This is a genomic window from Flavobacteriales bacterium (assembly GCA_016716605.1).
Lineage (GTDB): Bacteria > Bacteroidota > Bacteroidia > Flavobacteriales_F > PHOS-HE28 > PHOS-HE28.
This window is the reverse complement of sequence record JADJWA010000001.1, coordinates 2,453,035-2,466,397: the sequence shown is the minus strand read 5'-3', so window position 1 is coordinate 2,466,397 and position 13,363 is coordinate 2,453,035. Positions and strand designations below refer to the sequence as shown.

Annotated in this window: 16 protein-coding genes; 5 read left to right on the top strand and 11 right to left on the bottom strand. The window is 62.5% G+C overall.

Features of this window, described 5'->3' with window-relative positions:
- Window positions 1-14: 14 nt before the first annotated feature.
- The 5 genes from IPM12_09845 to IPM12_09825 are packed head-to-tail and all read right to left on the bottom strand — an operon-like array spanning window position 15 to window position 3,847.
- On the bottom strand, window positions 15-887 hold the full coding sequence (locus tag IPM12_09845) for an FKBP-type peptidyl-prolyl cis-trans isomerase (GenBank protein MBK9148100.1): 873 nt from the start codon (window positions 885-887) through the stop codon (window positions 15-17).
- Window positions 884-1,378 carry an FKBP-type peptidyl-prolyl cis-trans isomerase gene (locus tag IPM12_09840; protein ID MBK9148099.1) on the bottom strand — a complete coding sequence of 165 codons (495 nt, stop codon included), beginning with the start codon at window positions 1,376-1,378 and terminating at the stop codon, window positions 884-886. The genes IPM12_09845 and IPM12_09840 overlap by 4 nt, the downstream gene beginning before the upstream one ends.
- Window positions 1,375-2,400: a bifunctional oligoribonuclease/PAP phosphatase NrnA gene (locus IPM12_09835; protein ID MBK9148098.1), complete on the bottom strand. Its 1,026-nt coding sequence runs from the start codon at window positions 2,398-2,400 to the stop codon at window positions 1,375-1,377. Before IPM12_09835 ends, IPM12_09840 begins: the two co-directional genes overlap by 4 nt.
- A gap of 31 nt (window positions 2,401-2,431) precedes the next feature.
- Window positions 2,432-2,947 carry a hypothetical protein gene (locus tag IPM12_09830; protein MBK9148097.1) on the bottom strand — a complete coding sequence of 172 codons (516 nt, stop codon included), beginning with the start codon at window positions 2,945-2,947 and terminating at the stop codon, window positions 2,432-2,434.
- Between the two features lie 12 nt (window positions 2,948-2,959).
- Window positions 2,960-3,847: a hypothetical protein gene (locus IPM12_09825; protein ID MBK9148096.1), complete on the bottom strand. Its 888-nt coding sequence runs from the start codon at window positions 3,845-3,847 to the stop codon at window positions 2,960-2,962.
- A gap of 173 nt (window positions 3,848-4,020) precedes the next feature.
- Between IPM12_09825 and IPM12_09820 the strand changes: the two genes are divergently transcribed.
- Window positions 4,021-4,440 carry a nucleoside-diphosphate kinase gene (locus IPM12_09820; GenBank protein MBK9148095.1) on the top strand — a complete coding sequence of 140 codons (420 nt, stop codon included), beginning with the start codon at window positions 4,021-4,023 and terminating at the stop codon, window positions 4,438-4,440.
- A 121-nt stretch (window positions 4,441-4,561) separates the two neighbouring features.
- Here IPM12_09820 and IPM12_09815 read toward each other — a convergent pair whose 3' ends face one another.
- From IPM12_09815 to IPM12_09795, 5 genes are all read right to left on the bottom strand, one after another.
- Window positions 4,562-6,826 (bottom strand): tail fiber domain-containing protein, encoded by a 2,265-nt coding sequence (locus IPM12_09815; GenBank protein MBK9148094.1) that lies wholly within the window; start codon window positions 6,824-6,826, stop codon window positions 4,562-4,564.
- A gap of 146 nt (window positions 6,827-6,972) precedes the next feature.
- Window positions 6,973-7,950, bottom strand: coding sequence for a T9SS type A sorting domain-containing protein (locus IPM12_09810; GenBank protein ID MBK9148093.1), 978 nt, complete (start codon window positions 7,948-7,950; stop codon window positions 6,973-6,975).
- 329 nt (window positions 7,951-8,279) lie between these two features.
- Window positions 8,280-8,840 (bottom strand): hypothetical protein, encoded by a 561-nt coding sequence (locus IPM12_09805; protein MBK9148092.1) that lies wholly within the window; start codon window positions 8,838-8,840, stop codon window positions 8,280-8,282.
- 359 nt (window positions 8,841-9,199) lie between these two features.
- Entirely contained in the window at window positions 9,200-9,490 is a 291-nt protein-coding gene (locus IPM12_09800) for a DUF721 domain-containing protein (GenBank protein MBK9148091.1), read from the bottom strand.
- A complete protein-coding gene (locus IPM12_09795) occupies window positions 9,459-10,592 on the bottom strand; it encodes a DNA replication/repair protein RecF (GenBank protein MBK9148090.1) in 1,134 nt (377 codons plus the stop codon). The genes IPM12_09800 and IPM12_09795 overlap by 32 nt, the downstream gene beginning before the upstream one ends.
- A gap of 103 nt (window positions 10,593-10,695) precedes the next feature.
- Here IPM12_09795 and IPM12_09790 point away from each other — a divergent pair, with 103 nt between their 5' ends.
- From IPM12_09790 to IPM12_09775, 4 genes are all read left to right on the top strand, one after another.
- A complete protein-coding gene (locus tag IPM12_09790; GenBank protein MBK9148089.1) occupies window positions 10,696-11,721 on the top strand; it encodes a deoxyhypusine synthase family protein in 1,026 nt (341 codons plus the stop codon).
- Window positions 11,722-11,727: 6 nt separating this feature from the next.
- Entirely contained in the window at window positions 11,728-12,141 is a 414-nt protein-coding gene (locus IPM12_09785; GenBank protein ID MBK9148088.1) for a hypothetical protein, read from the top strand.
- 84 nt (window positions 12,142-12,225) lie between these two features.
- Window positions 12,226-12,642, top strand: coding sequence for a VOC family protein (locus IPM12_09780; protein MBK9148087.1), 417 nt, complete (start codon window positions 12,226-12,228; stop codon window positions 12,640-12,642).
- Complete coding sequence (locus IPM12_09775; GenBank protein MBK9148086.1) at window positions 12,639-12,836, top strand: hypothetical protein; 198 nt, start codon at window positions 12,639-12,641, stop codon at window positions 12,834-12,836. The genes IPM12_09780 and IPM12_09775 overlap by 4 nt, the downstream gene beginning before the upstream one ends.
- A gap of 57 nt (window positions 12,837-12,893) precedes the next feature.
- Here IPM12_09775 and IPM12_09770 read toward each other — a convergent pair whose 3' ends face one another.
- On the bottom strand, window positions 12,894-13,295 hold the full coding sequence (locus IPM12_09770; GenBank protein ID MBK9148085.1) for a hypothetical protein: 402 nt from the start codon (window positions 13,293-13,295) through the stop codon (window positions 12,894-12,896).
- Window positions 13,296-13,363: the final 68 nt, after the last annotated feature.

Genomic DNA, 13,363 nt, shown 5'->3' with positions numbered 1-13,363 from the left:
CAGGCACCGATGTTCTATAGCGCGGAGTCACGGGCCACGCTCACCGCGTAGCGCACCGGCATGCCGGGCTCCAAGGCTCCGGCCAAGCCGCGATCACCGAAGGCCATGCGCGAAGGAAAGATGAACTCGCCCTGCTGGCCCTCGCGCAAGAGGCTCACCGCCACTTCCAGTCCTTGCAGCAGTTGATCGGGCGTGCCGTAGGCCCATGCGAAATCGCCGCCATTGCGGGAAGTGGCGTCCAAGGCCCGGCCGTCGGCCAGGCAGAAGCCCTCCCAGCGCACGCGCAACGGATCGCCGAAGTCCCATCGCGCGGTATCGAGGGGCGCACCGCTGATCCGGTAGTGCAGGTCGCTCGTGCCCCAGCGCATCCACGCGCCGCTGTCCTGCGCCGTGTAAGCGTCGATCAGCATGCGCTCAAAGCCTTCGGGGTCATCGGCTTTGAAACGCGCCCTTCGCTCATCGCCGGCAGCGGGCGTGAGCAGGTCGAGCAGGAGCAGTTCCATGCGCACGGTGATCGTATCGTGCGGCGGTGCAAGGTCCGTGCGCAGGAGCGCGGGCCATGGCCACTGTGAAGCGGGCGCGATCACGCTCATGCTGTCGCCGGTGTGCAACCGGCGGAGAATGGGCCGCAGCGCTCCTTCGCGAAGATCGCCGCTCCGGTACCATCGCTCCGTGCTCCATAGCGAACCGGCCTCCCCGTTCAGGTCCGATGCGCGGAAGCGGATCAGCAGGCTGTCATCGTCCTGCGGCACGCGCTCGCCCTCGCCCAGGATGATGTACCTCAGGTGTGCTTCCTGTCCCACGGACTTGTAACCTTCGTACGGTGAACGGGAACAGGCTGCGAGCAGCGCGATCAGCAGGGTCGGCAGGATGTTTCTGCTGCTCATTCACGGATGCCGACGAGCGCGATGCGGTACACCACGGTGCTGCGAGGCGGCACCCGGTCCTGATCGCCGATGAGGCCGTGTGCCCGATAGCTGGGGATGATGATGATTGCGCTGTCGCCGGGCGACAGGTGCTGGATGGCCTCGTGCAGGCCGCTCTCCACATCATCCTCTTCCACAAGGAAACCCTCCGGACCCGACGGATCGCTGGCATAGGCGGTGTCGCCATTGAGCAGCTCCATACGGTAGCGCACCAGCGCCCATTGCCCCGGCTTCACCGTTTCGCCTTCGGCATCGCGCAGCAACTGGTGGCGCACACCGGTGCCGCTGGTGATCGGCTGCAAGGCCCATCGGCCCACGTAGAGCCCGATGTCACGGTCCTCGATCCGCACGGCGTCGCGGTTGCTGCGCAACAGATCGTCCTGCGAAACGGGTGCGGGCGGGGTGGCGGGCGGCTCACAGGCCAGCATGAGCAGCAGCGGCGCGTATCTCATGGATGCTGGGCGAAGTGCGCAGGCAGCAAGGCGCGAAGCCGATCCACCGCGGCGGACAAGGGCTCCTTGGCCTGGCCGCCGGCAGCGTTGCGGTGGCCGCCGCCATTGAAGTGGTTGCGCATGAGCCCGTCAACCGGAAGCTGTCCTTTGCTGCGCAGGCTCACCTTCACCAGATCGGGCCGTTCGATGAACAAGGCAGCGAGGCGGATGCCATGCATCGAGAGGCCGTAGTTCACGAAGCCCTCGGTATCGCCCTGCTGATAGCCGAAGCGCTTCAGGTCGTCGAGGCTGAGGGCGATGATGGCCGTGGCGAGCTCCGGCAGCACGGTCATGCGCTCCGTGAGCGCGAATCCCAGCAGGCGCAGGCGCTCGGGCCGGTTGTCGTCGCTCACCGCCTCATGCACATCGGTGATGCGCACCCCGCGCTCCATGAGGTGCGCCGCAACGCGCATGGTGTGCGGCGTGGTGCTGCCGAAGCGGAAGCTGCCGGAATCGGTGACGATGCCCGTGTAGAGGCAGGTGGCCGCCTCGGGGCTGATGAGCTCTTTCCAGCCCAGGGCATCGGCGATATCGAAGACCATCTGGCTGGTGGCGCAGGCACTGGTGTCCGAGAAGGCGATGGCCGCGAAGTCCTCCGGTTCCTGGTGATGGTCGATGAGCACGGTGAGGTGCGCCTGTCGCAATGCCTCTTCCAGGACGCCCACGCGGTCGCGCCGGTTGAAGTCGAGAGCGATTACGGCATCGGAGCTGCGCAGGGCGGCGATGCATTGCGCTTTCTGTGAATCCGCCGCGATCGACCCGTTGTAGCCCGGCATCCACCGCAGGAATGCGGGCGCCGCGTTGGGCAGCACCACCTGCGCCTGATGCCCGCGTGCGCGCAACAGATGCATGAGCCCGAGCGAGGACCCGATCGCATCGCCGTCCGGATTGTAGTGCGTGACCAAGGCGAGCCGCTTCGGCGCGGAGAGCAGCTCGCGCAGCGCGTCCAAGGCTCCCGCACTCACGGATGTGGCGTTCGGCATGGCGCCCAAGTTACCCGCGGGCCGTATCCGATCAGAAGCCGATGCCGGGCGAGGGCATGTGCTCGATGAGGATGCCCACGCAGCCCATGTCGATGTCGGCCTTCTTGCCCTTGCGCTCTGCCGCGCCTGGCGCATTCACCTCCACGGCGATCCGCTTGGTGGCGGTGCAGGAGAACTCGATGCTCGGCGCCATGTCGTGCTCGGTGTTGTCCCAGAGCACCTTCTCGGTCTCGATCATCTCGCCCTTGGCGCCGCCGGGCTTGGAGGTGCGGATCTTCTCCACCAACCGGATGGCCAGCCCTTCGCCCAGGATCTTCTCATCGTGGCAGACGCTGATGCGGTAATCCTGACCGCTGTACACGATGATATTGAGCTCCGTCTCCTCGCCGATCCGCACCATGGCGCTGCGGCTCTGCCCGTTGATGGAGAAGCGCGCATCACCAGACCGCTCGCAATTGAAGCGGTGATACGTGGGGCATTCCGTGATCTGTGCGGTCGCGGAGCAGGCGCTGGCCAGCACGGCCATGAACAGGAAATGACGGATCATGCGTTCGTTCGCTTAGGAGTTCGTGGCGCCCTCGGGCCTGGTCCATTCCGCGCGCAAGCGGTCGATGGCCTGCGACAATTCGAGGTACTTGTCCTGGGTGAGCTCGATGGTGACATCATCGCCCAGCACCATGCGTCCGCTCGGCGATGTGCCCTGATGGGGCGTTCGCTTGACATCGAGCTGGTCATAGATGGCGCGCACGGTGGCGAGGTCGGCGTACACGGCCGCCACGTCGGGCTGGTCGCGCGTGGCCTCCATCATGCCCAGCAGGTGGTCGAGCGTGACCTTCTGCTCGGCCACCCGGGCCATGAGGGCATCGCTGCTGCCGAAGGCCTCGATCTGGCGGATCACCAGGTGCATGCTCTCCATCCAGCCGCCGGCCAGCACCAAGTGAAGCACAGCGCCCATGTTCTCCTGCTGCATCCGCTCGTAGGCCCGGAGGTAGGCCTCGTTGCTGATGATCTCCAAGGAATCGCCGCGCGCCAGGTTCGACTCGAGGCGAACGAAATCGGCATCGGTGAAAGCAGCATCGAGCCCGAGCGAGCCGGCGAGCTTCTTCGATGTGAGGTAATAGCGGGCCACGTCCACATTCAGCTTGAAGCTGCTCGCGTAAACAAGATCAGTGGCATAGACCCCGAAATTGACGGCCCTTGAGCGCAGGCTCACGTAGCGGTCAACATGGGTCGATGGGTTCATCAGCCTGCGGTGGCCATCGCCGGCCATCTGGCGCACCAGCCCGAATAGCTCGTTGGGCGTGGGCATCTGGTACATGGCCGTCACCGCCACATCGTCGCCGCCGATCACCAGCCCTTGTGTGGCGCCGTCCTCGGGCTTCTCACCGCCGCCGCATGCGGTGAGCAGGATGCAGGGCAACAACCAGGTGGGCCGGAGAGTGAGCATGGATCGTGGCTTCAGGGCGCGGCAACAGGGCCGCAGCGAGGTGCGCGACGAAGGAAGAAGCCCTTGCCCCCTTGATCGGTGATGATGCCCGATTACTTTTGCGCCGCTTTTTCAACAACCCTTGGCCGGCGACCTGATTGGGTGCGGCCAGTAAACCGATGAGACCTTAGCGCATGGCGACGAACAGGACCTTCACGATGATCAAGCCCGAGGCGGTGGCCGCCGGCAGCATGGGCAAGATCCTGGATATGATCATGGACAATGGCTTCCGCGTGGTGGCCATGAAGTACACGCGGCTCTCGCGGCAGGAGGCCGGCACCTTCTACGCCGTGCATCAGGAGCGCCCCTTCTATGGCGAGCTCGTGGAATACATGGCAAGCGGCCCCATCGTGGCGGCCATCCTGGAGAAGGAGAACGCCGTGCAATCGTTCCGCGACCTGATCGGCGCCACCGATCCCACGCAGGCCGCCGAGGGCACCATCCGCAAGCGCTTCGCCGAGAGCAAGGCCAAGAACGCCGTGCATGGCAGCGACAGCGACGAGAACGCCGCCATCGAGGGCGCCTTCTTCTTCAGCGGCAGGGAGCAGTTCTAGAGGAAGCGTGCGATAATGCAAGGGTGCTAGAGCATGGCTCTCGCACCCTTGCGCTATTGTCGTGAAGCTCATTCCGGCGCGCAGGGCGCTGGGGTGTGAGGTAATCCAAGGGACTAACTGACTACCGCCCCACCTTCACCACGCGCTTCACCACCGGCTCGCCATCGAGCAAGAGGGTGATGTAGTACACGCCGGGCGCCAGGTTTTCGGTGCTCCACTCGAATTGGAACTCACCGGCCTCGCGCTGGCCCTCGCTTAGCACCAGCAGGCTGCGGCCATCGGCGCTGTTGGCCAGCAACTGCATGCGGCCCGCGCGCTCCAAGGTGCAGAACAATGTGGTGCGATCCGTGAAGGGGTTTGGCGCGATGCGGAGCACCGTGCCTTCGGCAGGCAGGGTGCGCTCTTGGGCGGGGGTGAGTTTCTCGTCATCCACAGCGGAGCCGGAGCGTTGGTCGATGCCGTCAGGGTTGGCGCAGCAGGCGGCGAGTTGTTGTTGCAGTTGGGTGACTGTAGTCTGCAGAGACGTGATTGCTTCGCTTTGGGCCTGATGGCCTGCGATCAGGTAAGGAATCAAGCCCTCGTAGTTGACCGCCTTGAATGTAACCGGTGGATGAACTTCAATTCCCGATGAGTCTAGTGCAGCTGGCTGCACCACCTGGGTAACGAGCTGCGGCAGAATCTGCTCAAGCTCTTGAGCGTAGACGCCTAACTGCACACCTTCGGGAAAGTCTAACTGCGGGCAAGCTGCGGCGATGAATTGAAACTGATGCAGCCCAATGTCGTCGAGCAGAGTACTCGCTGTGTTAGAATCGAGTACACCAACCTCTTCTTTCAAAGATTGATCAGACGCAGTCCACAATCCCCCTGGAGTGAACGTTCTGCCTGCGGAGTAAATGGCCCAATCGTTCGCGCCGCCACCTGCGGACTCACCGTACACGCTGTACTTAACACCATTGGCACCACCAGTTGCACGCCCATATACGCCGTACACATTGGCGTTCGAAGGGCCATTGCCCCACAGGTAAGCACCATAGGTGCTCGTTGTGCCTTGCACGCCGTAGCCGTAAACCCCGTAGGTGGTTGTCGCAGTGCCACCTCCTTCGATGAGGCCGTATAGCCCTATAGCCTCCGTGGTGGTGGCCCCACTTCCCAGGCTCACCTTGCCCTTCTGCCCGAACGCCGAAGTCACTGTACCCGCAGTTGTCAGCGCATGGCCTTCGACCCCACCGACAACCGTGGTTGTCGATGCATCCGCTTCCGCTGTGCCGCGCACGCCCCAACCCTCCTGCGTTGCTTTGGATACAGAGCCTTGCACTCCTGCGGCATACTGCATGGAGCCGCCAGATGATGGCACGAGTTCCGACTTCACGCCATAGGTCCAACCGCTCTGACCTGTCGTGTACTTCACACGCAAGCCGCCGGATATTGGATCCGAGCTGCCGTCGTGCTCGATATCCAGTTTGTACGCCATCGAGGAAGTGCCGATGCCCACCAGCCAGTCCTTCTCAGGGCAATCATCGTTCGTTCCAATCGCAGCGGTTGCGGTCCAAAGGCGGTTGGTCGCTTCATCCAATTCCCAATCGCAATCGTCTCCGGCTGGCGGCGTGGGCAAGGTGGCCCACTTCACCACGCCGCGCTCATCGCTGGGGTAGGCCGTATCGTCCACCACCATCACCTTGTAAGCGCCGGTGGCTTCGCCGGTTGATTCGGGCAGGTCGCGGATGCGCAGCCGACCGTTCACCATGTCCATGCGCTCGGTTGGCTCGGTGATGTTGGCATCGACCAGGTTCGCCGCGAAGAAATCGCCCACGCCGATGTGCGGCTCATCCACCCGCAGCGGGAACATGCGCATGAACTCCAGGCCCTCTTGGCTCTCGGCACCGCTGGTGGCACTGGAGTTATGCCCGCTGGTGAAGAGGAAGCGCATGCGGTCCTTGAGGAACTCGCCGGGGTTGTCGCTCCAGTGGATGATCAGGTCGGTCTCATCGAGCGTCCTGCCCTTCTGCCCGATGTATTGGTGATCGGCATTGCCCGTGAGGGTAATGCCTGTGCGCATCCAGTCGCGGTAACTGGCGGCTTGGGCGTTGTCATCGTCACCGGCCAGGTGCAGCAAGGTGAAAGCGCCTGGCCCGCCGTTGGTCCTGAAGTTCGAAACGTTCTCGCCCAACAGCGTGAAGCCCGGTGCTGGCACATTGTTATACCCCCCCAGCATGCCGTAGGTGGCCGTCTCGTTCATCCACAGGCGCCAGACGTTGTCTGTGTGCATGAAGATCGGCTGGTTGGCCTCGTGCTTGATCTCCAACGGGTCGGTGGTCATGGTGGCGTCCCAGCCAACGAAATCGCCAGCGCCGCCGTTGTTGAATGGCGTTGAAACTTGTGCGCGCATTGTCAGCATTGCAAGCACGCAAACGGCCATGTTACATGGCCTTAGAACTGTCTGTTTCATGATCTTCGGTTCTGTTGGTTTGTTGACTTCCGAAGACCGGACTTCGTCCGCCATAGCCCACCAAGGCGCGAGTAGGCGGACTTCCTCTACTCGATCAACACGAACTTGAACGAACGAAGCCTCCCCTGTCGCTCCAAGCGCAGCACATAGGTGCCTCTTGCCCATGGCAGCACGTTCTTCCGCCAATTGCCACCCACGTCCACTTCATTCAAAACCAGCCGCCCCAACGCATCATGGATGCGGATCCTACTCCCTAGTGGCACGCCGCTCAACGCGATCTCCGTGCTCGCCGGATTGGGGAATAGCACCACTGCATCCATACCTGGCTCTTCTACGCCCAGCGCCAAGGGGCACCCCTTGGAATCCGCCGTTACGCAAACGTTGTCAATCAAGGTGTGTGCTCTAGGGTCCCAAGGAAAATCCGCGAAATGCAACGTGTCCGTCATGGCATTGTCGAAATGGTTCCCGATCATCAGGTACTGGTAAGCGCTATCAGCCACGAAGCTGCCACTCACCAAGGTCCAGCCCACGGTATCGGTGATGAGCCATGGATGATACACATGCGCAAAATTCCCCCCGGTGGGCCAGGGATCAGCATTGCTCCAATGCCTTGGTTGTGTGGTGAACAGCATGCCGATGTGACTACTGGCAAGGTACATCTGAGGTTGTGGTCCACCCCACGTTGGGCTGGCGTAGAAGCTGGCGTAATACATCTGCCCCGGCACTAAGGGTTGCGCAAGCTGGATCATGAAGTACTCGCGAATGCCTGTACTTTGAATGTAGGTAATCACCCCCAGGTAGCATTCACCATCCTGCGGGTACTGGAAAGCCCATGAGCTTAGCGGCACCCCATTGAAGCCCCCGTACGGAATACAACTCAGGAAGTAATCGCCAGTACCTCCTGCCGAGAACCAGCCCAATGGTCCCGTTTCCACGGTGTAGGCGGTGTTCACCTCCAGGCATGAGTCGCGTTCTTCAAAAGAATGATTCGGCACCAGGTTCTGCGCTGCGCAGCGCGGAGCAGCAACGAACAACAGGCAGTGCGCACCTAACTTGAGTGTCAAGCGGCACCACCTGTTGTTCATCGCAGTTGGAAGCATCGTCGTTCGTTTCAATTCCGCCGTTGCTGGGGCGCAGGCGGGTTCTGTTCGTGTTGTTCCTTTCTCACTGTCCGGTCTCTTCCGCTTGCGCTAATGCCATCGTCCGGCGCGGGTTGCGGCGTGGCATCCGAAAGATAGACCGCCATCGGTGGGCGTGCGCTGCCTGGCTAGCAAGAGCAGCGCGTGTCGAGCTTACCCCAGCCCTTTGCGTAGCGCATCGGGCCGGGGCCGTCGCAAGCGCTGCCTGAGGAAGGCGGCGCGCCTGCCGATTGCTTGTTGTTGGCGCAATGTGCTCATGGCGCTGTTGCAATGGTGTCCGTTTGCACGAGGGAATCGCTGGAGAATCCATCCACGACGAGGGCCATCCTGTACAGCAGGCGCTGGGCCTCGGCGCTGTCCAATGGCGCGAGTACTTCCGCTGCATTAGCCTGTCCAAAACCTGGGTCCTGCTCATCGGTCCACCGCACAAACCGGTCGATCGCGCTCTCCGCAACGGCCTTGGAATTGGTCATTGGCTCGGCGTACACCCCATAGGAAATCGAGGTCCGCTGCCAAGGGCGGTAGCCGAGAGCTTGGGGCGGCTCCTCCACCAACTGCAAGAGCTCGAAGGGGCCGGGCTTGGGATGCGGGAAATAATCGAATCGGCCCACCCCGGAAAAGCCCGTCCCGATTCCTTGGGCCGTACTGTCGCAAAGTTTCGTTGACGTTGGGACCGCACGCGTGGCGCTAACCGGTGCGGATACTTCGCGAAGGTCCGTCGGGGCGGATGCAGCGAGTGCAATGCCTTGTTCGCGCTTGCCCGCAACGAGCACCGCGAGCAGTCCAACGAGGGTGATGACAAGCAAGGGCTTCATGGAATCAACAGGTATTGGTGGCAAGCAGTTGCAACCGTTGGCACGCGCTGCACGCATGAACACGGAGCGGTGCGCAAGAAGGGAGCGCGCGATTGCTCCGCACGAACTGATGCGTACGAACTTGGGGCTTGCTTTTCAGCGGCCCAGCGGCCCAGCGGCAAAGTGTTTCGAATTGGACTTGCTCATGGCCTTGCCTGCATGGAGTACGAAGCTATTGGCTCAGCCACAGAAACAGCACTCACAGGCGGCGTCGAGTTGCCCACATTGAATCAACCGGGTATGAACCGGCTTTCAATTGAAGCCAGTTCATCCTTTGAACGCACCCAAGGACACTCCTTGTTCAGCGCAAGCGCGCCGCCTCATTGCACCACCACCTCCTTCACCACTTCGCGCCCTGCCCGCTCGTTGAGCCGCGCGAGGATGTCGGCCCGCAGGTAGCTGAGCTCGTGCCGCAGCGGGGCGCTGTCGACACTGATGCGCAGGATGGCCTTGCGCAAGCGGATGGCGGTGGTATGCCGGGCCACCATGGCGCCCGCAACCTCGGGCCATGCCTCCGTGATGGCGGCCTCATCGAGGCGCTCACGCATGCCGGTGCCATCGACCAGGTGGCCGATGGCCTCAGCCAGCGATTGCTCGTTGCGGCGCTTCACGGTGGATGCCTTCGTGGGTGAGGTGGAAGAAGCGGGTCTCGAGGTCGAGGCCGTCGAGCGCGGCGTGCAGGCGATGCGGATCGGTATCGGTGATGAGCACCTGCCCGAAGCGGTGATCGCTGAGCAGCTGCAGCAGGTGGCGCATGCGCTGCGGATCGATCTTGTCGAAGATGTCGTCGAGCAATAGGATGGGGCGCTGTCCGGCGCGCCGTGCGGTGAGCTCGAATTGCGCGAGCTTGAGGGCGATGAGGTAGGTCTTCTGCTGGCCCTGCGAGCCGAAGCGCTTGAGCGGCTGGCCGCTGAGGGAGAAGGCCAGGTCGTCCTTATGGATGCCCGTTGTGGTGTGCTGCGCGGCGCGGTCCCTGTCCCAACTGGCGGCGATCAGCTCGTTCATGGGCGCATCGTTCAGCGGCGACCGGTAATGCAGCGCGACCTCTTCGGGCCCGGAACTGATGGCCGCATAATGCTGCTGCAGCAAGGGCGCGAGCTCCGCGATGAAGGCGCTGCGCGCCGTGTGGATGGAAGCGCCGAGGCCGCACAGCTGCTCGTTCCAAGGCTCGAAGGCCGATGACGCGATGCCGCCGCGCTCGGCCGCCCGCTTGAGCAGCGCATTGCGCTGGGTGAGGGCACGGTTGTAGCGGATGAGCGCCTCGAGGAAGGCCTTGTCGAATTGCGCGATGAGGCCGTCGATGAAGCGGCGCCTCGACTCGCTGCCATCGAGGATCAGCTGGCCGTCGTACGGCGTGATCATCACCACCGGGTAGCGGCCTACATGGTCGGCGAGGCGGTCGTACTCCTTGCGGTTGCGGCTGAGCACCTTGCGCATGCCGCGCCGCACACTGCAGAGCACGGTGTCGTCGCCGTCATCGCCGCGCATGATGCCCTGCACCACGAAGAGTTCCTCGCCATGCCGCACGTTGTGCTGGTCCTGCGATTCGAGGTAGCCTTTGCCCAGCGCGAGGTAATGCACCGCGTCGAGCAGGTTGGTCTTGCCCGTGCCGTTGGGCCCGGTGAAGCAGTTCACCTCGGGGCAGAGCTCGGCCTCCGCATCGTGATGGTTGCGGAAGTTGAGCGCATGCAGCCGGGCCAGGTGGAAGGCCATGCGGCGAAGCTAACCGGTGCGCGCGCGATCGGGTGATGGCGGCGCTTTTGCCGAACATCCGCGCTTCTATCTTCGGCCCCTTCAATACCGCCACGCGAATCACATGAGCACGCAGCCACTCGCCAAGCCCGCCCCAACCCTGGCGGCGGGCGCCGCTGAGCACCGGCCCGTTTCGGCCTTCATCGAGAAGCACTTCCTGCACTTCAATGCCGCCGCGCTGGTGGATGCCGCCAAGGGCTACAAGGAGCACCTGGGCAAGGGCCGGAAGATGATGATCACCCTCGCAGGCGCCATGAGCACCGGCGAGTTGGGCAAGATCCTCGCGGAGATGATCCGCCAGGGCAAGGTCGACATCATAAGCTGCACCGGCGCGAACCTCGAGGAGGATGTGATGAACCTGGTGGCGCACGACCACTACGAGCGCATCCCCAATTACCGCGACCTCACCCCGGAGCAGGAGCGCGCCTTGCTCGACCGCGGCATGAACCGCGTCACGGACACCTGCATCCCCGAGCATGAGGCCTTCCGCCGGCTCGAGAAGCACGTGCTCGACCTATGGACCGCCGACGACAAGAGCGGCAACCGCCGCTTCCCGCACGAGTACTTCTACGCCATGATCAAGAGCGGCGTGCTCCAGCAGTACTACCAGATCGACCCGAAGGACAGCTGGATGGTGGCGGCTGCTGAACGCAACCTGCCCATCATCTGCCCCGGCTGGGAGGACAGCACCTTGGGCAACATCTTCGCCGGCCATTGCCTGACCGGTGATTGCAAGCCGCAGATGATGAAGAGCGGGATCGAGTACATGATGTTCCTGGCCGAATGGTACACGGCCAATTGCGGCACGGACGGCATCGGTTTCTTCCAGATCGGCGGGGGCATCGCCGGCGATTTCCCCATCTGCGTGGTGCCCATGCTGCATCAGGACCTGCAGCGCGAGCACATCCCCTTCTGGAGCTACTTCTGCCAGATCAGCGACAGCACCACCAGCTACGGCAGCTACAGCGGGGCCGTGCCCAACGAGAAGATCACCTGGGGAAAGCTCGACACCGACACCCCGAAGCACATCATCGAGAGCGATGCTACTATTGTGGCGCCCCTGATCTTCGCCTACGTCCTCGACATGTAAGCACCCATGCAGCGCCTGATCCGCTCCTTCAACACCTTGACCGACGAGCTCAAGGAGACCTTGCAGGAACAATATCCTGACGGGATCGATAGCTCGCACATCAAGACCATCCCCACCGCCAAAGGCGAGATGCTGCGCGTGATCGAACTGCGCACGCCTGAAGCCATGTACCTGATCAAGATCAACGCGGAGAGCCGCGCGGAGATCGATGAGTTCCTGGATCAGGACAGCGATAGCCCGTCCGGCCCGGACGATGCCGATGGTGAGGGCCTTGACAGCGAAGGCGCCGAAGGGTCCGACGATCTGGGCGGCGATGACGACTCCGAAGAGGATGATGAACTGGACGGCGATGATGAGGACGATGATGAGGATGATGAAGATGCCGGTGGAAATGACGAAGACGAAGAGGACGATGATTGACAGCCACCCCTTGTGGCGCTGACAACAGGCCTTGGCTCCACCCGGAACCAAGGCCTGTTTACTTTCGGACCGATCCGCACCACCATGACCGGAACCTTCCACCTGGCCTTCGCCACCACCGACCTGAAACGCGCCAAAGCCTTCTACGGGAAGTTCCTGGGCCTGAAAGAAGGGCGCAGCGCCAAGACCTGGGTGGACTTCGACTTCTTCGGCCACCAGCTCACCATCCAGGAAGTCCCGGTGACCTACCGGACCGCGCGCATCTACAATCCAGAATCGAATGTGCCGAGCGACCACTGGGGCGTCGTGCTCACCATGGCTGACTGGAAGAAGCTGCGCGACAAGCTCAAGAAGCTGGGCCACCCCTTCTTCATCGAGCCGCGCACGGTGATGAAGGACGAAGTGGGCGAGCAGCGCAGCATGTTCATCGAGGACCCCGATGGGCACGCGATTGAATTCAAGGCGTTTGAGGACGTCGGGGACCTCTTCCGCAGGTCATGACCGCGCGCGGGGCCATCGTTCTCTTCCTCTTCGGCCTTGCCCTCACCATCATCGGCGCCACGATCAGGGTCATGCATTGGCCCTATGCAGAAGCATTGCTCAACGGAGCCTCGCTCTTGCAGACCATCGCAGTGCTCGTACTCATGTACAAAGTCTTCACCTATCCTGGCGCGAAGGAATTCCTGGATCGCTGAGCAGCAACGAAGAAGGCGCCCGATGTGGCGCCTTCATCCATTGGGTCAAGAACCGTTTCAGTACTCGCGCATCGCCACCAGCTCGCCCGAATCATCGAACTGCTCACCGCGCTGGATCAAGCCTTCGCTATAAACCAAGCGGCACAGCACGGTGTTGCTCGCATTGCGGAACTCCCATACGCCTTGGCGCAGCCCGTTCCGGAATGTCGCCGCTGCCAGCAAGGCCCCCGAATCACTGAATTGCTTCCAAGCACCATCGCGCCGCCCTTTCCTGAAACAGCCCATCTCCTTCACCCGGCCGTTCTCGTGGTAGGTGATGAAACGGATGCGGTCGCCCTCCCGGTAGCGCGTGGCTTGCAACGTGCCATCAGGATAACGCTCCTGTTGGAGCAACTCCGTGCGCTGCCCGAATAGCGATGCGGTCAAGAGCAAGGCTGAAAGGATGGTGATGCAGCGCATGGTGAACGGATTGATGCCCCTTGGTACGCCCAAAGGTACCATTTAGTTCACCAACAATTAACGTTGGC